We start from the raw sequence: 20,728 nt of genomic DNA, 5'->3' as shown, positions 1-20,728 counted from the left end.
GGTTCCTCGACCAGCGGTTCGTCCTGCTGTATAATACTAACGCCAACAAGACGCCGATGAGCAGCGAGAACGTTATCCGGTAGGCATCGCAAAATTGGGCAGAAAGCGCCGATAGGCCGTGATACCTTAGCCCCAAGCAGCGGCAATAATCCCGCGACAACGATGCATAGGCCTGCGCGCTGGGAATCGCGATGACCACTCTAGCGAGGTCTGCAGTCATCTCGGCCGAATGGCGATCGATCCGCCGCTCGGAGACCCCTGCGCAGAGAACGCAGGCCATGCAGCTGGTGAAGCATCGCTGCACTGAACCCGTCGACCATTGGTGATCGCCCGAACGCTTCGGCACGCCTGACCCGACCCAAGAGGAAGTATCCTGCCGCCACACTGGTTGACCCATCCGAGTTGGTCTCCCGCCTAGAACAGTCGCTCGCCAAAATTGACGGCCGTCATGGCGCGCCGGCTTGCAAGTCGCGAGCCTCAGTGGATCACAGCTGTCGTTGGCGGCCCAGTTTCTTTCGTCAATGCCGTCGAAATGGCCCTGGGCGGTGATCATCGTGCTGCAGCCCTCATCAAAACCTCGTGGAGCGCTCAATTGCATAACATCGTACGGACAATGGCCGCCATCATCATGCTCACTGGCGCCGGCGCGGTGCGCGCTGCAGCAGAGGACGGGAGCGGAACGCTTTTGAAAGGCAAAGCCGCGCTCGGCTCATGGCAGCAAGATAAACCGGGCCTCAGGCGCCTGATTAAGCCACAGGATCTGCCGCCGGTCGGCAAATCCACACCGAATTTCAGCGAAGTCGTGCCCCTACCACGCGGCGCCAAGCCGCGCGTACCACCAGGTTTTCTCGTCGAGTTGGTGGCGTCAGGCTACGCCGGTCCGCGCGCCATCCGCGCGGCGCCGAACGGCGACCTGTTTGTCGCCGACAGCGCGTCCAACACGATACATGTGCTGCGGGTCCCATCCGGGACCGCCTCGCTGACCAGAGACGAAGTCTTTGCCAGCGGGCTCACCCAACCGTTCGGGATCGCGTTCTATCCGCTCGGGCCGAATCCGGAATGGGTCTATGTCGCCAACAGCGACGGCGTCGTCCGCTTTCCGTACAAAAACGACGACCTGGTCGCGACCGCCCAGCCGGAACAGATCGTCGGACATATTCCGTGGGTTCATCATTGGACGCGCGACATCGCGTTTACCCGAGACGGCAAGCGGTTGTTGGTCTCGGTCGGCTCCGGATCGAACGTCGCGCTCGACATGTTCTCCGTGCCGTTAGTCAAGGGCGGCCTGCAGGCATGGATCAAGAGTGAGCCGCTCGGCGCGACTTGGGACACCGAGGAGCGCCGCGCCGACATACTGTCCTACGATCCTGACGGCAAGAACGAGAAGATTCTTGCGACGGGCCTGCGCAATTGCGCTGGCCTCACCATTCAACCGGCAACCGGCCTTCCTTGGTGCGTTGTCAACGAGCGCGATGAGCTCGGTGACCACACGCCGTTCGAATATGCGACCGCGGTCAAGGATGGCAGTTTCTTCGGTTGGCCCTGGTACTACATCGGAGCCAACGCGGATCCGCGCCACAACGGCGCGCGTTCGGACCTGAAGGGCAAGGTGACGGTTCCGGACGTGCTGATGCAAGCGCACTCCGCCCCGCTTCAGATCGTGTTCTACGAAGGCAACGATTTTCCTGCTTACTACCAGGGCAGCGCCTTCGTCGCGCTGCACGGCTCCTGGAATCGTGCGGAGCGGACCCGCTACAAGGTCGTGCGCCTGCTGTTCGACAACGCCGGCAAGCCGACCGGCGAATACGAGGACTTCATGACCGGGTTCGTCATTTCCAACAAGCAGGTCTGGGGCCGGCCCGTCGGCGTCGCGGTCGCGAAGGACGGCTCGCTCTTCGTCACCGAAGACGGCAACGGCACGATTTGGCGCGTCAGCCATCAGAAGGTTGCGTCCAGCAAATGACGGGATTCGGATCAAGCGCCGCAGATCCCATCGACCATTCTCGCACCACCGACGAAAGGCCCAAGCGATGACGATCAATGCTATCAATCCCGCCACAGGCGAGACATTTGCCAGTTATCAGGAGATGACGGATGTCGGCATGCGAGACGCTATCGGCAAAGCGCATAGCGCGTTTCTCGATTGGCGACGAACGGGCTTTTCTAGCCGCGCCGGCTTGATGCACCAGGCGGCGAGAGTATTGCGGGAAAACGCCGCCAAATATGCTGATCTGATGGCGAGGGAAATGGGTAAGCCGATCCGCGACGGCGTTGCCGAGGTCCATAAATGCGCAGTTGCCTGCGATTACTACGCCGACAACGCCGAGCGAATTCTCGCGACCGAACCGATCAAGACCGAGGCCCGCAAAAGCTATGTCATCTTCCAGCCGCTCGGCGTCGTGCTCGCCGTGATGCCCTGGAATTTTCCATTCTGGCAGGTTTTCCGGTTTGCCGCCCCGGGATTGATGGCCGGCAACGGTGCGGTGATGAAGCACGCCTCGAATGTGCCCGGCTGTGCGCTCGCCATCGAAAGCGTGTTCCAGGATGCGGGTTTTCCAAGAGATCTGTTCCGCACCTTGATGATTTCCAGCGCACAGGTTGACGCGGTGCTCGAAAACCCGCTGGTGCGCGCGGCCACCCTGACCGGCAGCGGCCCCGCCGGACGCGCGGTAGCCGGCAAGGCCGGCTCGCTTCTGAAGAAGACCGTGCTCGAGCTCGGCGGCAGCGATCCTTATCTGGTCCTCGAGGACGCCGATCTCGATCTCGCGGCAACCGTCTGCGCCAGAGGACGATTGATCAATACGGGCCAGAGTTGCATCGCCGCCAAGCGATTCATCATCGTCGATAAAGTGCACGACCGGTTTGTCGAACTTTTCGTCAAACGCATGGCCACTCCCAAAATGGGCGATCCGCTCGAACAGGACACTGAAATTGGCCCGCTGGCGCGCCATGATCTTCGGGACACGTTGCATCGACAGGTCGAGAGCAGCATCGCAAAGGGCGCGCGCTGCGTGCTCGGCGGCGAAATCCCGAGCGGGCCTGGCGCCTATTATCCGCCGACCGTCCTTACCAAGGTGACGAAAGGCATGCCTGCTTATGCGGAAGAATTATTCGGCCCGGTCGCGTCCGTGATCAGGGTCGACGACGAAGATGCCGCGATCGCTGTGGCCAATGATTCGGTATTCGGACTGGGCGGCGGCGTCATCACAGGCGATATCGCGCGCGGTGAGCGCGTCGCCGCCGAGATCGAGAGCGGCAATATGTTCGTCAACGACAACGTCCGCTCCGATCCGCGGCTACCCTTCGGCGGTGTCAAGCAAAGTGGTTTTGGTCGCGAGCTTTCGCACTATGGCATCAAGGAATTCGTAAATATCAAGACGGTCGTGGTGGGCTGACGCGCGCAAGTTGATACCCACTAACGCAGCGATTAACCGCGGCGGGCTAGTGATGGCCAACCGCGTTGAAAGGATACTGCGATGGACGTTGGCTTCATCGGGCTCGGCCACATGGGTGCGCCAATAGCGCGGAACCTGCTAAAGGCTGGCCATCATCTCATCGTCTACAATCGCACGCGCAGTAAGGTTGAACCCCTGGCGCGCGAGGGGGCGCAAATCGCCGACCTCGTTGCCGATGCGTGTCGAGGCGAAATTCTCATCACGATGCTTGCCGACGACCCGGCTGTCGAGGACGTCGTGTTCGGAGACCGCGGCGCGCTTTCCGCGCTTCGCCGCGATGCCATCCACATTTCCATGAGCACGATCAGCGTTGGGCTGTCCGATCATCTTACTGAGGCGCATGGCAAGGCCGGCCAGGGTTACATCGCCGCGCCTGTGTTCGGGCGGCCGGAGGCTGCGGCTGCAGCCAAGCTTTTTATCATCGCGGCCGGTGCTGACCTGATGCTCAGTCGCTGCCATCAGCTGTTTGATGAGATAGGCCAGGAGACTTTTGTCATCAGCAACAGACCCTCCGAGGCCAACTTGGTAAAACTTTCCGGCAACTTCCTGATCGCGGCGGTGCTGGAGTCGCTGGGAGAGGCATTCGCCTTGGTGCGCAAATCCGGCATCGACCCGCACCGTTATCTCAATATTCTGACCGGTACGCTGTTTTCAGCGCCGGTCTATCGGACTTACGGACCCATCATCGCCGACGCGCAGCAACCCACTGATGGCTTCAAGATGTCGCTCGGGTTGAAGGACATGCGGCTGGCGCTTGCCGCAGCCGATGCGCTGGCGGTTCCGATGCCGGTCGCCAGCCTGGTCCGGGATCATTTCATCGAGGGCGTCGCGCAGGGTGAGAGCGACGCCGACTGGTCCGGCTTGGCGCGGCTCGCCGCGCGAAGGGCGGGGCTGTAAGGCCTGAGACGTTTGCCCGGTCCGCCGGTCGCGGCATCTGGGTGCACGTTTCAAGATAAAACGCATCGAGATGCTCGCAGAAGTCAATCGACTACATCAAGACGCGCAGCGCAGGTTTTTAGCAGCCCCGTCATTGCTGGATCTGGCCACTCCTAGCTGCGGACAGGCGAGGGCGTGCCGTTCCTTTCTGGCGGTCCGGGAGGGCCTGTGCCGAGAGATGAATTCGACGGGACGCACTTATTGGGAATCGCATCTTCTGATTTCCCTCCGGGAGCTTGGATCCCATGCCCTACGCATCGACTGCGGCGCTCTCCGCGGGCAGTGATTTCAACGGACAGCCACATAGGCGTATAGAGCCTTCGCCAGGCCGCGCGACGATCCTGCTCGCGCTCGGCATCGTCTATGGCGATCTGGGCACAAGTCCGCTCTATACGTTGCAGACCATTGTGCATCTGATGGGACGCGCGTTCGACGCCGATGCTGCACTAGGATCGCTGTCACTGGTGTTCTGGTCGCTTATCGTGACGATCTCGATCAAATACAGCCTCCTCGTCATGCGCGCGGACAATTACGGCGAAGGCGGCATATTGGCGCTGATGGCCATGACTGGCGCGCGCTGGTCCGGGCGAGGCCGCTCGTTGCTGATCGCAGGTCTGTTCGGCGCCGCCCTCATCTATGGCGATGGGATCATCACGCCTGCGATCTCGGTGCTCAGCGCCGTCGAAGGCGTGAATGTCGCCACGGCGATCTTCAAGCCCTATACAATGCCGATTGCCGTTCTGATCCTGCTGGGCCTGTTTACTCTGCAAACTCACGGAACGGCCTCCGTCGGCAAGGCTTTCGGGCCGATCATGCTGCTGTGGTTCATCACTATCGGAGGGCTCGGCGTCTTTGGACTTTTCAGCCATCCCGAAGTGCTGGCCGCACTCGATCCGAGCTGTGGGCTGCGCCTTCTGACGACGCATGGCTTTGCCGGCTTCGCCGTGCTCGGCGGCGTGTTCCTCGCCGTAACCGGAGGTGAGGCGCTGTATGCGGACATGGGGCATGTCGGGCGTGCTCCGATCCGCGTCGCCTGGTACTGCATCGTGCTGCCGGCACTGATTCTCAATTATGCCGGCCAGGTGGCCGCGTTCATCGCGTCGCCGGATCTCGACTCTAATCCGTTCTTTAAACTTGCTCCGTCCGTGGCGCTCTATCCCCTGGTGGCGCTTGCCACCCTTGCCACCATCATCGCCAGCCAGGCCATCATCACCGGGTGCTTCTCGATGACGCGCCAGGCCATGCAGCTCGGCTGGTTTCCGGGCATCCGGATACGGCAGACGTCGGCCGACGAATACGGTCAGATCTACGTTCCGTTCGTTAACTGGACGATGATGCTGATGACCATCGCTCTCACAGCCACATTCGGAACGTCCGATCGGCTTGCAGGCGCGTACGGAACGGCCGTATCCACCACGATGGTTCTCACCACCATCCTGCTGTTCGAAGTGACGTGTAGGCGATGGCATTGGCCGCTCTGGCAATCCGTGGCGATCGCGGTCGTCTTACTAGGCGTCGATCTCAGCTTTTTTGCCGCCAATCTCCTGAAATTGTTGGAGGGCGGCTGGATCCCGCTTACCTTCGGGCTGCTAGTGTTCATCGTCATGATAACCGGGCATTCCGGTATCACCACTCTGCACAAGCGCAATGCCAAGTACTCCGAGACCGCCGCTGCCTTTCTGGGCCGGTTGACTGCCGAAGACATCGTCCGTGTGCCTGGGACAGGCATATTCCTGACGCGATTCGGAAAGGGGATGCCGCCCATCATCGTGAACTACGTTACGCAAACGCGGTCACTGTTCGAGACGGTCGTTGCGCTCTCGGTGAGCTTTGAAAGCACCCCTCGCGTCTGGCCAGCCGATCGCATCAAATGCGAGAAGCTGGGCAAGGGCCTCTGGCATATGACAGTGCATTTTGGCTTCGTGGAAATACCCGACTTGCCTTCAGCGATCAGCGCGGCGAGACGTGAGGGGCTCCCGGCCTGGGATCGACCAACCTTCTATATCGAGCGTTACGATGCGGTGAGCCGTTCGAAGCGGCCCTGGCTATCCCGTTGGCGGGTCGCTCTCTTCGCGTTCATGTCCAGAAACTCGGCGCATGCGGTCGATCGATTCCGGATACCGAGCAAAGAGCTGGTCGAAATCGGCCGCCGCATCCAGCTGTGACCATCGCCCGACCGTTCGAGGCAAGCCTTGGCCGGCGCGTTTGCGAGGGCCGAGGCCTGCCCCTCGCGAGTTGCTCCTGCGCGTCGTGCTCAAACGACATCGCGTATGAACGAGTGGCTGAGCAAAGCCAATGTGGCGGCCTCGCTACGGTCGTCCCTCCCAGGCACTCGGGGCCCGCGTCTCCGTTGCCGGCCTCAAATCTCGACTTGCCTACGCAAGAGTCCCAAATTGTCTACTGAACGCGCCTTGCGGGGTGCCGCCTTCTCACCGCGGTTTAGCTGAGTGGCCCCTTTTAATTTTAATGGTTGGCCCTTTCCGGGCGGCGCGCAAACCCCATGTTGTGAGCGGGGCTTTTGGAGAGCTCATATGCCTACCGAACAACAGACCTTTCGCGGCTACAATATCCAGGTCACGAACAACCCCGCCCTTTGGTACGCCGCCATTTATCGAACAGACCCGACACTGCCGGATATTGATTGGGTGGCTTTGAACATTCGAACCACTAGCGTTTCGCCAGCATTTCAGGAGGCGAAGCAAGTAATCAACAGGGCCTTGGGCAGGGCTGGGTCGATTACCTGAGCGGTCCGATAAGCGCAGCCTTGGTTGGCCGCCTCTTTTTATGAGGGAGACCAAGCTGCTTCTTTTTGTGCTTCACGTAGTGTTCTTTTCGGTCGGGCGGCCCGACGCGCGTCAAGCTGGTCCAGCATGGTGGGTCGCTTGCCGGGAAGGTTTCGATCAAGCTTTCCTCCAGCAACCCTTCGCCATTGGCCTTCTCGGCATCACTGACCGGACGCGCCTGTGGCGAACCATTCGACTGGCTGGGCCTGCGTTTGGCGAAAACCATAAAAATGTCTCCTATACCGGGCTTCCCGCCGTGTTGTCTTCTCGCATTGACGAGGCTCAATCCGGATTGCTCATTCGGCAGCAAGTCCCAGCGCGCGTTCCATAGGCGTGCGGCTGACGATCAGGACCAAGCATTGCGAGGGTTCTGATCGCGGTGTCAGCGGCCGACATAAACCGGAAGCTTTGCCAGCGACGTGCGGCTTGCGCCCGGCAGAACGGCATAGTTGGGCGAATCGTCCAGCTTGAATTGACGGAGTGGAATGGCCACGAGATGGCCAAGCAGGACGGTAGAATCGTCGACCTTAACGACCACATAAATATTGCCGTCTTTGCCAAAGATGAAATCGCTGATTCTTCCTATGCTGTCGTGCTTGTCGCCGACTACCGACCGGAATTTGAGCGCCTCGGCACTATAACCTTTGGCGACCTCCGTCGCCTCCAAAGGCGTCAACCCGATCTCTTGTGCCGCTGCGTGGTCGATCTGCGTCGAAAGCGTGACGACGGCCAAGGTAGTGGCTACTAGGAGCAACGGGAGGTGAGGCATGTTCATCAGAACTCCTTCGCCTTCAAAGTTGGGGCCAGGCCGTTGGCCGAGGCACTAGCAGTGCTACCGACCCTGGTTGCCGGCCGTCGACCCTGTAGTGGCCGGATCGGTGACAATTTCGGATATCAGCTTGGTGTCGGGGTCGATGAGCAGGATACGGTCTGGCAGTTTGACAAAGAGCAGTTCTTTCGCCTCCGGGACTTGGTCAGCAACGTCATGCGGCATGGATTGCGCGGACATAGACTCCGGGACCTTGTCACCGACCTGCGGCTGCGCGCCCGATGGCGCGGATTGCGATGGCGTGCTGGAGAGGCTGTTGCTGACCATGTGTTGCTGTGCCGGGTTCAGGGTCCCGTGAGCGTTGTTGCTTGGAGTAGCATCGTTTGTGTTCTGAGCAGTGGCGGCGGTACTGGCGAGAACGACGACGAGTAAGGCGCTGGAATAGAGAAGTCGATTCATAGTGGTCTCCTTGAATGCGATGGATCCGAGCCGTTGCTTTCGGGCGCGTCCCAGTGTTGGTCTTTAATCGTCAGCTCGGTTCTCGCTTTAATCTCCGCGCAGCGCGGGGATCGAGCCTTGATGGTTGTCAAGCTGTCGGCAGCAATTGTTTCCTTAGATCTCGCGGAGTTCTAGTAGCGCTCTACGAGCGCTCTCAGAACGATGCCACTACCGGACAGACCTAGGACATCTCGAGTTGTGGAGGGCTTGGGCAGCACATGCCCTAAGCAAGGATGCCTGGACTGATGAGGCCAACGATAATGCTCACGGGATATCGGGCACGACAATCCAATAGTACGTGACCTCCCAATAGTCGTAGACATCCTGATTGCGGGTCCGAGTTGTTTGCTCCCAGTTTTCGCCTGGCGCGATTTTCGGGGCGTTCTTGAGCTCCTCTTCGGTAATGTCGACTTGGAAGCCATCGGGCTTTTCATTATAGGTCAGCATCGACCAGGGGATCGGATACTGATCCTCGCCGATGCCGAGAAAGCCGCCGAAACTCAGGATCGCGTAGGCGATCTGCCCGGTCACCTTGTCGATCATCAGGCGCTCGACTTTGCCGATGCGCTTGCCGTGAAGGTCAAAGACCGGCATTCCTTCGACGCGGTCGCTAGATATGAGAGACGACGTCTGGTCTGGTGTGGGTTGCTCCCAATAGCCATAGACCTCTTCGTCGCGGTCGCGGTTCGCTTGCTCCCAGCTTCCCCCTTGCTCGGCTTTCGTAGCGTTCTTGAGTTGCTGTTCGGTGATGCCCACGCGGTATCCGCCGAGCTCCTCATCGAAATCCAGCATCTGCCAGGGAATCGGGTAGTGGTTCGCACCGATACGAAGGAAGCCTCCAAAACTTAAGACGGCGTAGATGACGCGACCGCCGGATTTGTCGATCACGAGATGCTCGAGCTTTCCGATCGGCTTTCCTGGCGCGTCGTAGACCGCAGTTCCTTCCACGCGGTCACTTGCGATCAGTGAGGGCGTAATTCCGCGCTTGGTCGCGGATGCAAGTTGGATTGTGGTCATCGTATCGTCTCCTCGATTGCTATCGTACTGCCTTTGCAAAACTCAGCTGCTTGGCCCCCGGTTCGCTAATTCTTGGCCCCCGCGTTTTGCACTCTACTGCAGTACCTACGCTACGATCGCGCGCGTTGCATTGACGCTCGTCATTACAGATACTGGTCGGCCTTGCTCCGGGTTTGGCAAGGATGGCTTCATCAACCAACTCGGTGGACACCTAAAGCGAATAGGGGCTGCATTCGCGGGCGCCATCATCGAGGACAGCTGCACACGGCGCTTGCTAACGGCCGGACCGCTATGGTGTGCGAGCTGAGGCCGAAGGGAGCGGAGCGTTGCCAATACTTACACGAACGTTCGTTTCAACAACCGCGGTAATGATCTGCCGGGTTGACTGTTATCAAGGCCGGCCCCGGTGGATCACATAGCGTGTCCTAAATTAAGAGCTGCTAGGCGCAATTGCCTTGGCTTAGCTGCTCTTGGCCTTAACAGCTCTTGACACGCAATCATGGAATCTGTCTTCCGCCGATTGAGCCTTTTCATCCTCGTGTCGCTACTGATCGGCACCGCTCAAGCCCGTGACGACGGCCGCTATTCGCTATCTCCACTCAAGCCATGGTTTGATAGTCTCAAGTCCGGCAAAGGTCCATGTTGTTCGGTGACCGACGGTGTTGCGATTGCCGACCCGGATTGGGAATCGAAAGACGGTCATTATCGTGTCCGCATCGACAACGAATGGATCGTTGTCCCCGATGATGCCGTGCTCACCGAGCCGAACCGCGCCGGTAGGGCGATGGTGTGGCCGATCAAGGGTCCGCTGGACACCACGATTCGGTGCTTCATGCCGGGTAGCATGACGTGATCTGGACTGCGGTCCTTCCCGATTCCGGATTCTCTGGCTCTTTGGTCTGCCCACTCGCTCTGCCTCAATCGCAATCATGTCAGCTCCGTCGCAGTCGACCCTGGGGACGCGCAGTCCTTCGACAGGCTGAAGGAGCGGCTCGAACAATTGGAGGCCTCGCGCAATACCGGCGGCAATCGGCTAGATCACGTGCAGGTCACCTTGGCTGAGAAGGTCGACGCTGGCTACCGCGGTAGCTTCTATGACGCGACCAGCGCGCTGCGCGATACGGTGCCGAACCGACTCTTTTCAGCCGTATGTAGTTTCAACAAAGTGCCGGTTGTCGTTTCGACATGTAGAACCTGCTGACTAAGCCGTAACGTTGCCTCAAACGCCCAAAAAAGTATGGAGATGCCGACCATGACAGATGTGCTTGATCCGCGACATTGGCGAGAACGCGCTGAGAGGACGAGAGATAAGGCGGAGCAATTCTGCATGAGACTCTCGCGCGATCGCCTGCTGAAGATCGCCGAGGAGTACGATCGGCTTGCCGAGCGGGCGGCCGAACGGAAGGTAGCCGCCACGAACTAGGTGTGATCTCTCAGTGGCCCGACCATCTTGCAGCAGATGCGAGCGTTTCTCGAGATCGCGCGGATCAATCGAGGCGGTCAGCTGATGCAGGCCGCCGGCATGATGTGGAAGAACCGGAGATTATTATGCGAGTACCGCCCACACTGCTCTACTCTGTGCCATCACCGGGAACCACGGAAGCGATCCAGCTTGGTTGCACATGCCAGATGATCCGCCACGAGACCAAGGCGGAGGAGTTGGAGCCCGCTGGCATGCTTGCGGCTCCCGACGCAAACTGTCCGGTCCACGGCAGCGCCGCCCAACTGGAAGAGCACAACTGAACCGGATCGTGGGCAAGCTCGATGCGGACCCTCATCTCGCGAGGGCCTCGACGTATCGACTCCTGTCCTCAGCATCAATCACGTAGGGCTGCAAATCCAACGGCCGCGCTTGACGATCGTCAATGCGCTCTAGACGCATCGCATGCGATGGCATTGCCCCATCCGCACTCCAGATGCGGAGATCGCCTCGGGAAACCCGCGCAGGTGATTCGACCCGACTTCCGCAGAGGTTGCGCAAGGTCCTTCCCGTCCGACAGCTATGATCAGTAGGCAGTTGGCAGCGCCATACCAAAGGAGCACCACATGAACAGAGATGCACCCTATGCGATCTTCTTCGTGATCGCGATGGCTTGCGCTGGCGTCGTTCTGATGTTCTGGGCTATTGAAGGGACCAGTAGCGGGCGGCGGGAGCACCAGGCCGCCTCCGACACAACGCGGAGCGCATATCCCCAACCCAGCGCGAGCCCCGTTCCTGCGGCGCCTGAGCCCAGTAATGACACCCGTGCCTACAGCGCCAGGGGAAGCAGCGGTCCCCCCAAATAGGAGGACCAGGTAATTCTCTTACGGAGAGGGGCGACGAATCGTGTGGAGCAGCTTCGAAGGTTGAGCCTTATCATGAATTCGACCGACACCATCACGTTGCCCGAGGCTTACGATGCGATGCGGGTCTTCTTGGAACGGCTTCGGCAGCGCGAGGGCGGGACTTCCGAGGAATTGGAGCGCCTCATCGGAGCCCTGAAATGGGCCGATGGGACACCGGTTGATCCCGCGGCGTGGCAGGACTGGCTGCTGGCGGTGGAAGTGGCGAAATCCCGGCGGGCATCTTGAACGCTGCCGAAGCCAAGAGCGACTGAATCACCCGCGCACAGCCGGCCACGCTAGGAATTCCACAGGGATAGCGTAGAGCGCGTTCAAGCGCTCCTTCCGGTCGCTTCGCAATCGATGCCGGCTTCGATCGGCGAGAGCTGAATGCTTAGTGCGTGAATGCCGAGCACACAGCGGCGACTAAATGCTGATATTACTGATACTCGTCAAGGTGCTCTGCAGCCGATGAATGAGACTGGCCTGCATTGAATGCCGTTGCGGCCCCGGCTCTGCTGGCGTTCTCTCACCAACTGGATCGTAATCGTGTTGATGACCGCCTGCCGTCTCTACGATACGTCAGGCTTCAAGGGCACGGCGAGCTTTACCGGAAAGCCAGGCTGGAAAGCTTTTGATTGCTGAGAAGCGCCATACACCGCCGATGAGGTTTGCAGCGGTCCTGCATGCGCGTTCCGGGCGCGTCCGACGCGATCTCCCGCCCTGACGGCAATAAGCCAACGTACGGAGCAAGCCATGAGCTATTACGACTACAACCCGGAACGACCGTTGCGCGGCGCAGGTGGTCCACCGTCACTGGATGCCCAAACCGAGGCAGGGCTGCGCGCCCACATACAGCGGGTCTACGGCTATATGGCTGGCGGCCTCGCGCTGACCGGTATCGTGGCGTATGCCGCCGCGGCCTCCGGCTTCTATCAGGCAATCGCAGGGACGCCGCTGATCTGGCTGGTGATGTTGGCACCGCTCGGCTTCGTGCTGGTCCTGAGTTTTCTCATCCAGCGCATGAGTGCAGAGACGGCGATGCTGCTGTTCGCTCTCTATGCCGCCGTCATGGGGCTCTCGCTGGGTGGCATTTTTCTTGTGTTCACAGGAGCCTCGATCGCGCGCGTGTTCTTCATCACAGCAGCGACCTTCGGAATAATGAGCCTCTACGGCTACACGACCCGGTCCGATCTATCGGACTTTGGGGCGTTCCTGATGATGGGCCTGATAGGCATTGTGATCGCCTCGCTCGTCAACATCTTCATCGGCTCGAGCGCCCTGCAGTTCGTGATCTCAATCATCGGCGTAATCGTCTTCGTCGGCTTGACCGCATACGACACCCAGCGAATCAAGCAGATGTATCTAGATACTGACTCGCGCGAGATAGCTGGCAAGAAGGCGGTGCTGGGCGCGCTCGTGCTCTATCTTGATTTCATCAACCTGTTCATGATGCTGATGCAATTATTCGGCCAACGCCGCGACAGTTGACGACGTACTATGAGATTGCCGTGCGGGATTGGTCACGAAGCAATCGGCGGAGAATCTTTGTGTTGAACGATGGCCAAATACGAACGTGACCGGAGCGACGGAGCACCGCGAATAGCTGGAGGCGATTGTGATCCCCTTTTCGGTACTGGACCTTGCGCCGATCAACCAAGGCAGCGATGCCGCCCAGGCCTTCCGCAACTCGCTCGATCTCGCCCAGCATACCGAGCGTTGGAACTACAGGCGCTTCTGGCTTGCAGAGCATCACAACATGCCGGGGATCGCTAGCGCCGCGACCGCGGTGGTGATCGGCTACATTGCCGGCGGCACCAAGACGATACGGCTGGGCTCGGGCGGCATTATGCTGCCGAACCATGCGCCTCTCGTCATTGCCGAGCAGTTCGGAACGCTTGAGTCCCTTTACGAGGGCCGCATCGATCTTGGTCTCGGCCGCGCTCCCGGAACGGACCAGCGAACCGCGCGTGCTTTGCGGCGGAATCTTGGGGAAGGCGCCGAAAGCTTTCCCCGCGACGTTGTGGAACTGATTGCGCTGCTCGGACCGATGCAACCTGGTCCTGGTCAGGCAGTGAGGGCCGTTCCCGGCGCCGGACTCAGGGTGCCTGTCTGGCTCTTGGGTTCTAGCACGTACAGCGCGCAACTCGCCGCAACGCTTGGGCTCCCATTTGCATTTGCGTCGCACTTTGCGCCTGGAGAGCTGTTCAACGCCCTGAACGTCTACCGCTCCCGGTTTCAGCCGTCGCAATTTCTGCAAGCGCCGTACGCCATGGTAGGCGTCAATGTCTTTGCGGCGGATACCGATGCGGAGGCGCAGCATCTATTCACATCGTTGGAGCAGCAGTTCATCAGCTTAAGGCGGGGCTCACCGGGACCGCTGCCGCCGCCGGTCGATGATATGGATTGGCTCAGCTCGCCCACAGAGCGGTCGATGGTCAAGGAGTCGCTGGCTTATTCGGCCGTGGGCAGCCCCGCCACCGTGGAAAGCGCACTGGTCCGGATCATCGCCGAAACCCGGGCGGATGAGCTCATTTTAACGGCACAGATCTACGACCATAAGGCGCGACTGCGCTCGTTCGAAATTGCCGCTGAACTTCGTGCCGAGGCCGCAGCGCTTGCCGCCAGCATTACCTGAAAAGCGTGCAACCAAGCCGGCAGGATCGGAACTGGTTGGCGGCGCTCGAAGTCTTTTACAAAGTTTGAAGCGGAGCGTTGCGTGCCTTCCGTGATGGGTTAGTGCCGCAGCCCGGAATAATTTTCCACAAGTACGGTTCGCCCTCCTGGCCGCCATGTCCTCGTCGGCGGCGCGTGCCTGGGCGGATTGACGAAGTGTACCCAAGACGGTTGTGGGGAGCGAAGCAGGGAAGATTCGGCCCACGCCCCCCGTTACTAACCCCGAAATGTAACGCGCAACCCCGCAAAAGTAACGCATGTCTCGGGTTTGCGCTGGCCAGTGGGTAACGCCCAACTCGGGAAAAAGTAACGCAGAAACCTCGGATGTCACGAGCTTCAACGTTCAGCAGAAAGAGAAATTCTTCCTCCTGCGCATCGAACCTATTCCATCTAGCGCGAAGGAAGCGTCCGACGGGCGGCTCACTATCAGCGAACGTGAGGGACCTTTATGAACACACCCACACGTTTTGAGGCTACGTTCTGGAATTGGCTCGCGCCGCCAATATGCCGCGTTGACCGCTCAGGAAGGTGCTTGAGTTGAGCCAATTCCAAAGCTTGGGAGCAGAGATCGAATATCGCAGGGTGCGTGAGGTCTAACATAGCGTGCGATGCGGCATCGAGGGCGATAAGCCAAGTGTAGCTGCGCCGGAGGGGCGGCGCGCAGACGCAACCTTGCGCCCTGTCTCACAACAGTGTAGCGCATCCTCAGCAATGGCACGTGAATAAAGCGTTTTTTCAGCGGGTTAGCGCCTTTGCCAGCGAACCGGTCGTCGGCAATTTGAAGGCGAGAAAGTGAAGGCCTTCCGAGCTATTGAACCGGCTAGCTCAGCCGTCGGACTTTTCCGGTCGCGGAGCGGCCCCACACGTGCCATTGGTTTAGTTGACATTCCCGCTGGCCGGTTTCGCATCTGGAACTTATGTGCACTTTAACACTTAGCAGTTGCCGCATTGGTGCGGCGGAGGTGGATTGTGCACAGCGCAGTACTATTAATCCTAGTGGTAGAAGACGATTCTCTGATCCAAGACCTTGTCGACGCCGCGCTTGCCGAGGGCGGATTTGAAAATGAGATCGTTGCATCTGGTGAGAAGGCGGTCGCACTGCTTCAAGGCGCGCCTACGAAGTATCGAGCGCTCCTGACCGATATTAACTTGAAAGGCCAATTGACGGGGTGGGACGTTGCCAAACGGGCCAGGGAGCTTAATCCGGAGATGCCGGTAATTTACATGACCGGCGCTGCGGCGGACGAGTGGCCCTCGCATGGCGTACCTAATAGCATTCTTCTGAACAAGCCATTTGCGCCTGCCCAAGTCGTGACGGCTGTCTCTCAATTGATCAACCAGGCGCCGCCGCCGAAAGAATAAGGTCGCCTCAGTTAGCGGAACCTTTCATTCAACCAACGCAAATTTCCGCTATTGGCTCTTCGCGTCATTCAGCTGCGCTGCAGAATTTGGTTGCTATGGTGCATAGCGTACTGTGGCAAGCGGTCCGCCCGGCAGGTTCATGCGTTCACGGCCTAGATATCGTTGAATTCAGTAACTCGCCGAAAGAGGTCTCTCTCGGTTTTCTTGTGTCGATTGGATCGACATGGCATTCCTTGCGACCAGGTGTCGCGGCTTCAAAGAATTGCCGGCCGGTTGCATTGCCAGCCTGATCTTCTCAAATGCTCGCTGCTCTATTTGGCGGACCCTCTCGCGGGATACTCCATATTCTGCCGCGAGTTCCTCCAGTGTTGGAGGCGTATCGGTCAACTGGCGCGCAGTGAAGATGTGTCGCTCGCGCGGACCAAGCGTCTGGATAGCGGCTCGCAACGCTTGTCGGCGTTGGACCAATTCGTGTTCATCAGCCAACTTGTCGTCTTGTGCAGGAGAGGGGTCTACAAGCCGTTCTATCGCTTCGTCGGCGTCCGGATCGTCGTGAGTGCGGGAATTCAGCGACACGTCACCTCGCAGGCGCCGGTCCATATCGACGACTTCTCGTTCCGGGACCCTGAGGCGTGCAGCAATTGCTTGGACCTGCTCGGGATGCAGATCCCCGTCTTCGACAGCCGAGATCGCACGCTTCGCTTGCCTTAATTTGAAGAAGAGCTTCTTTTGTGCGTTGTTTGTTGAAACCTTCACCATCGACCAGGATCGAAGTACGTATTCCTGAATCGTCGCCTTGATCCACCACAATGCGTAGGTTGAAAGACGAACCCCTCGGTCCGGGTCGAAGCGTCGTACGGCCTGCATCAATCCAATGTTGCCTTCGGAAACGATATCGGCGATCGGCAATCCATAACCGCGATATCGCATCGCGATCTTCGCAACGAGGCGCAGATGGCTTGTGACGAGCCGATAGGCGGCGTCGCGATCGCCCAGTTGGCGCCAGCGTCTCGCGAATTGGGTCTCCTCCTCCTGGGTCAGGATCGGGAATTTCTTGATCTGTGCGAGATAGTGAGTCAGTCCTGTGGCAATGGAAGGCAGTGGCTGAGAATTCATTTTGTGCATGTGCCCCTCGTAGTTGGTCTTGTCTGACAAGGCCGGTATCGAGCCATGATCAGAGTGGCGTTGGTCTCGAGAGTTTGCTTGCGATGACCGCCACGCTCAAAAGGGATCCGACTGACCCGACCAGTGTTGCAACATCCGTGAGATCGATCAGCATCGATTTGTCCTCCTGACGTCGTCATGATGCCGACGGCCTGAAGGGAACTGGGGTCCGGTGCGCCGCTCCTTTCGATCCGGTTCGCATTCATGATCGAGCTTCTCGGCCTCCGTTTGCGAGGAGAGATCACATAGCGCATCAACGATATCTTCGAGCCGGACGCTCGTATCGTCGTGGCGCTTCAAGTAGGAGCGATCTTCGCCGAGGCAGTGATCCGCGAGCCAGGAGGACAAGATGGCCCGCTTCTCGTACGCGGTGAGATCGGGATCATCGAGGACATCCAGGGGATGCTCAAAGGCGCCGGCCGGATGCAGGTACTCCGTTAGCTCCAACGGAGTTGTGCCCTGATCTGCCGCGGGTTTCGTCGTCCGGAGCGACAGGCGATCCGGGTAGGCCTCTCGCAGGAGAGCTTCCACGGAAGCTCGCTCGTCAAGCAATCGTCGCTCGATATAGCCTCGTTCAAGATCCGTGAGAGACGTTTCGAGGAGCCTGCGATAACGACGAATATTGTTTCGGTGGGCGCGAAGCCGTTCGATGTGATGGCCAGTCATGACTGCTTCTCTCCCGCGTCACGTAGCGTTGCGCCCTTGGTCCGACGAAAGTACCGTCGGCCGTCGATTGTCGAGAGACGCGTGTTGTCGTGCGCGGTCGTCAGCCGCATCGTATCCTCCTGTCCGTTGACAAATAACGGCAGCCGCGCGAACGGCGCGGCGCCGATCAGACAGCTTGGTTACGCTGCTGCCTTGCTCTCTAGTTTCTGGACATTGTCCGCCGGCGCGCCGTTGATCGCGATCCGGCGCGGCTTCATGGCTTCCGGAATCTCCCGGACCAGGTCGATTCGGAGCAGCCCGTTTTCGAAGGATGCGCTCTTGACCTGAACGTAGTCCGCCAGGTCGAACCTCCGCTTGAAGCTGCGCGTGGAGATGCCGCGATGGATGAAATTCCGCTCGGCATTATCCGGCTTGCTGCCCTCGATGGTGACCACGTTCTGTTCGGCCGTGATTGCGATATCACTCGGCGCGAAGCCCGCGATCGCCAGCGAAATCTGATAGCGGTCCTCGGAGAGGCGTTCGATGTTGTAGGGTGGGTAGTTGTCCTCGCCGGCGCGCTGCGCCATCTCTGCGAGGTCAAAAAGGCGGTCGAAGCCAATGGTCGAACGCCAGAGGGGCGATAAATCGTAAGTGCGCATAGCCAAATCCTCCAAGAGAGCAAGATGGTTACGAGCGGCACCGGACACGACCGGTGCCCGTCTCATTTACCCGGACCCATAAGGCGTCCGAATCCCACGTTTCTGTGGCGATCGGAAAATTAGCAAAACCGTTTTCGGTTTCAAGAGGGCGCCGAGAAAATTTTGACACCGACGCGCGGAATGCGGATTATCCAAATCGGTGGCACGGCAAGAACTTAGTGCGACTTCGCGCGCACGGTTTGCCAATTGTTTACGGCAAGCCCTTGGTCAATGCCCGCGGCTTCCGTCCGACTGCATGGGCGCGGGCTGAAAAAATTTCACTCGAGCGGTCTTGCACGAAGTCGATTCGACTCCCAGTTCGTTTTTCGCCCGGGGGCCGGTTCCGGACCCGGATTTTGGACATCGCTGAACCTATCGAGGAGGATGTGCATGCATTTCCGTCCATTGCACGATCGCGTGCTCGTGCGCCGCATTGATGCCGAAGAGAAAACGTCTGGCGGCATCATCATTCCCGACACCGCCAAGGAGAAGCCGCAGCAGGGCGAGATCATCGCCGTCGGCCCGGGAGGCCGCAACGAGCAAGGCCAACTCGTGCCGCTCGACGTCAAGGTCGGCGACCGCGTGCTGTTTGCGAAGTGGTCGGGCACCGAGGTCAAGATCGACGGCAAGGAACTGCTGATCATGAAGGAGAGTGACCTTCTGGGTGTGGTCGAAAAGACCGAAGCGCTCAAGAAGGCCGCGTGAGCTGACAGTCATCGAAGAGAAAGGAGATTTTCAAAATGGCTGCCAAGGACGTGAAGTTTTCGACCGAAGCTCGCGAGCGGATGCTGCGGGGTGTGGACACGCTGGCGAATGCGGTGAAGGTCACGCTCGGTCCGAAGGGGCGTAACGTCGTGATCGAAAAATCGTTCGGCGCGCCCCGCATCACAAAGGACGGCGTTACCGTCGCCAAGGAGATCGAACTCGAGGACAAGTTCGAGAACATGGGCGCGCAGATGGTGCGCGAGGTCGCTTCCAAGACCAATGATCTCGCGGGCGACGGCACCACCACCGCGACCGTTCTGGCGCAGGCGATCGTCAAGGAGGGCGCCAAGGCCGTTGCGGCCGGCATGAACCCGATGGACCTGAAGCGCGGGATCGATCTGGCGGTCGACGCAATCGTGACCGACCTCAAAACCCACGCCAAGAAGGTCACTTCCAACGATGAGATCGCCCAGGTCGGCACCATCTCGGCCAATGGTGACCCCGAGATCGGCCGCTACCTCGCCGAGGCCATGCAGAAGGTCGGCAACGAGGGGGTCATCACAGTCGAAGAAGCCAAGAGCCTGAACACCGAGCTCGAAGTGGTCGAAGGCATGCAGTTCGACCGCGGCTACGTCTCGCCCTACTTCGTTACCAACACGGAAAAGATGCGGGTCGAGCTCGAGGATCCCTACGTGCTCATCCACGAGAAGAAGCTTTCGGGCCTGCAAACCATGCTGCCGCTGCTCGAGCAGGTCGTGCAGTCCGGCAAGCCGCTTCTGATCATCGCCGAGGAAGTCGAAGGCGAAGCGCTCGCCACCCTCGTCGTCAACCGTCTGCGGGGCGGGCTAAAGGTCGCCGCCGTCAAGGCGCCCGGCTTTGGCGACCGGCGCAAGGCCATGCTGGAGGACATCGCGATCCTCACCGGCGGCACCGTGATCTCAGAAGACCTCGGCATCAAACTCGAAAACGTCACCGTGAAGATGCTCGGGCGCGCCAAGAAGGTGGTGATCGATAAGGAGAACACCACGATCGTCGACGGCGCCGGCGGCAAGAAGGACATCGAGGCGCGTAGCCAGCAGATCAGGGCGCAAATCGAGGAGACGACCTCCGACTATGACCGCGAGAAGCTGCAGGAACGGCTGGCGAAGCTTGCTGGCGGCGTCGCGGTCATCCGCGTCGGGGGCGCCACCGAAATCGAGGTGAAGGAGCGTAAGGATCGCGTCGACGACGCATTGCACGCGACGCGGGCAGCGGTCGAGGAAGGCATTCTGCCAGGTGGCGGCGTGGCGCTATTGCGCTCGCTGAAGGCCCTTGAGGGCATCAAGATCGCCAATTCCGACCAGAAGGCCGGCGTCGATATCGTGCGCCGCGCGGTCCAGGGACCTGCCCGCCAGATCGTGCAAAACGCGGGTGAGGACGGTTCGGTGGTGGTCGGCAAGCTTTTGGAGCACCAGAGCTACAACTGGGGCTTCAATGCCGCGACAGGCGAATACCTCGACATGGTGAAGGCCGGCGTCATCGATCCTGCCAAGGTCGTGCGCACCGCCCTGCAGGATGCGGCTTCGGTCGCGTCGCTGCTCATCACCACGGAGGCACTGGTAGCTGACAAGCCGAAGAAGACGGAAGCCGCCCCGGCCCCCGCCATGGACTTTTAACGCGTATCGGGCCCGGCCGATCCGGCCGGGCCCACCTCTCACA

Annotated in this window: 17 protein-coding genes and 3 pseudogenes; 12 read left to right on the top strand and 8 right to left on the bottom strand. The window is 59.7% G+C overall.

The annotated features are described in order from the left end of the window. The first annotated feature begins 613 nt into the window (after positions 1–613). The 4 genes from A7X65_RS39130 to A7X65_RS39115 all read left to right on the top strand — a co-directional run bounded on the left by A7X65_RS39130 (position 614) and on the right by A7X65_RS39115 (position 6,556). The gene (locus A7X65_RS39130; protein ID WP_430643990.1) at positions 614–1,963 is read left to right on the top strand and encodes a PQQ-dependent sugar dehydrogenase; all 1,350 of its coding nucleotides are present in this window, start codon (positions 614–616) and stop codon (positions 1,961–1,963) included. Between the two features lie 67 nt (positions 1,964–2,030). Further along, positions 2,031–3,395, top strand: a complete 1,365-nt coding sequence (locus A7X65_RS39125; protein WP_063694736.1) for an NAD-dependent succinate-semialdehyde dehydrogenase — start codon at positions 2,031–2,033, stop codon at positions 3,393–3,395. 81 nt (positions 3,396–3,476) lie between these two features. Next, on the top strand, positions 3,477–4,352 hold the full coding sequence (locus tag A7X65_RS39120; protein WP_063694735.1) for an NAD(P)-dependent oxidoreductase: 876 nt from the start codon (positions 3,477–3,479) through the stop codon (positions 4,350–4,352). A gap of 284 nt (positions 4,353–4,636) precedes the next feature. After that, a complete protein-coding gene (locus A7X65_RS39115; RefSeq protein WP_145666745.1) occupies positions 4,637–6,556 on the top strand; it encodes a potassium transporter Kup in 1,920 nt (639 codons plus the stop codon). Positions 6,557–7,127: 571 nt separating this feature from the next. Here the strand turns inward: A7X65_RS39115 and A7X65_RS42375 are convergent. The 5 genes and pseudogenes from A7X65_RS42375 to A7X65_RS41180 all read right to left on the bottom strand — a co-directional run. Beyond that, positions 7,128–7,400 carry a hypothetical protein gene (locus A7X65_RS42375; RefSeq protein ID WP_145666743.1) on the bottom strand — a complete coding sequence of 91 codons (273 nt, stop codon included), beginning with the start codon at positions 7,398–7,400 and terminating at the stop codon, positions 7,128–7,130. A 156-nt stretch (positions 7,401–7,556) separates the two neighbouring features. Next, entirely contained in the window at positions 7,557–7,949 is a 393-nt protein-coding gene (locus A7X65_RS39110; RefSeq protein WP_156528447.1) for a PRC-barrel domain containing protein, read from the bottom strand. Positions 7,950–8,006: 57 nt separating this feature from the next. Beyond that, entirely contained in the window at positions 8,007–8,402 is a 396-nt protein-coding gene (locus tag A7X65_RS39105; RefSeq protein ID WP_145666741.1) for a hypothetical protein, read from the bottom strand. 303 nt (positions 8,403–8,705) lie between these two features. Beyond that, a pseudogene (locus tag A7X65_RS39100) lies at positions 8,706–9,041 on the bottom strand (PRC-barrel domain-containing protein); the annotation flags it as partial. Between the two features lie 51 nt (positions 9,042–9,092). Continuing rightward, a pseudogene (locus A7X65_RS41180) lies at positions 9,093–9,458 on the bottom strand (PRC-barrel domain-containing protein); the annotation flags it as partial. 499 nt (positions 9,459–9,957) lie between these two features. Between A7X65_RS41180 and A7X65_RS39095 the strand changes: the two are divergent. From A7X65_RS39095 to A7X65_RS39070, 6 genes and pseudogenes are all read left to right on the top strand, one after another. Further along, positions 9,958–10,311: a hypothetical protein gene (locus A7X65_RS39095; RefSeq protein ID WP_063694733.1), complete on the top strand. Its 354-nt coding sequence runs from the start codon at positions 9,958–9,960 to the stop codon at positions 10,309–10,311. Between the two features lie 174 nt (positions 10,312–10,485). Further along, positions 10,486–10,599, top strand: a pseudogene (locus A7X65_RS43475) (hypothetical protein); the annotation flags it as partial. A gap of 1,217 nt (positions 10,600–11,816) precedes the next feature. Then, on the top strand, positions 11,817–12,029 hold the full coding sequence (locus A7X65_RS39085) for a hypothetical protein (RefSeq protein WP_145666736.1): 213 nt from the start codon (positions 11,817–11,819) through the stop codon (positions 12,027–12,029). Between the two features lie 507 nt (positions 12,030–12,536). Then, positions 12,537–13,271 carry a Bax inhibitor-1/YccA family protein gene (locus A7X65_RS39080; RefSeq protein WP_063694731.1) on the top strand — a complete coding sequence of 245 codons (735 nt, stop codon included), beginning with the start codon at positions 12,537–12,539 and terminating at the stop codon, positions 13,269–13,271. Between the two features lie 127 nt (positions 13,272–13,398). Continuing rightward, complete coding sequence (locus A7X65_RS39075; protein ID WP_063694730.1) at positions 13,399–14,418, top strand: LLM class flavin-dependent oxidoreductase; 1,020 nt, start codon at positions 13,399–13,401, stop codon at positions 14,416–14,418. A 1,007-nt stretch (positions 14,419–15,425) separates the two neighbouring features. Beyond that, positions 15,426–15,818, top strand: a complete 393-nt coding sequence (locus A7X65_RS39070; protein WP_063694761.1) for a response regulator — start codon at positions 15,426–15,428, stop codon at positions 15,816–15,818. Positions 15,819–15,986: 168 nt separating this feature from the next. Here A7X65_RS39070 and rpoH read toward each other — a convergent pair whose 3' ends face one another. The 3 genes from rpoH to A7X65_RS39055 all read right to left on the bottom strand — a co-directional run bounded on the left by rpoH (position 15,987) and on the right by A7X65_RS39055 (position 18,286). Further along, the gene (gene rpoH / locus A7X65_RS39065; protein ID WP_063694760.1) at positions 15,987–16,943 is read right to left on the bottom strand and encodes an RNA polymerase sigma factor RpoH; all 957 of its coding nucleotides are present in this window, start codon (positions 16,941–16,943) and stop codon (positions 15,987–15,989) included. Between the two features lie 147 nt (positions 16,944–17,090). Then, positions 17,091–17,648 (bottom strand): hypothetical protein, encoded by a 558-nt coding sequence (locus A7X65_RS42985; protein WP_082885220.1) that lies wholly within the window; start codon positions 17,646–17,648, stop codon positions 17,091–17,093. A gap of 179 nt (positions 17,649–17,827) precedes the next feature. Further along, entirely contained in the window at positions 17,828–18,286 is a 459-nt protein-coding gene (locus tag A7X65_RS39055) for an Hsp20 family protein (RefSeq protein ID WP_063694728.1), read from the bottom strand. 429 nt (positions 18,287–18,715) lie between these two features. On the opposite strand from A7X65_RS39055, the gene groES reads away from it, so the two are divergent. After that, positions 18,716–19,030 carry a co-chaperone GroES gene (gene groES / locus A7X65_RS39050; RefSeq protein WP_063694759.1) on the top strand — a complete coding sequence of 105 codons (315 nt, stop codon included), beginning with the start codon at positions 18,716–18,718 and terminating at the stop codon, positions 19,028–19,030. Positions 19,031–19,065: 35 nt separating this feature from the next. Further along, positions 19,066–20,685, top strand: coding sequence for a chaperonin GroEL (gene groL, locus A7X65_RS39045; protein ID WP_063694727.1), 1,620 nt, complete (start codon positions 19,066–19,068; stop codon positions 20,683–20,685). The last annotated feature ends 43 nt before the right edge of the window (positions 20,686–20,728 follow it).

The organism is Bradyrhizobium stylosanthis (genome assembly GCF_001641335.1).
GTDB lineage: Bacteria > Pseudomonadota > Alphaproteobacteria > Rhizobiales > Xanthobacteraceae > Bradyrhizobium > Bradyrhizobium stylosanthis.
The sequence above is the reverse complement of the archived record's forward strand: the minus strand, read 5'-3'. Positions and strand labels throughout refer to the sequence as shown.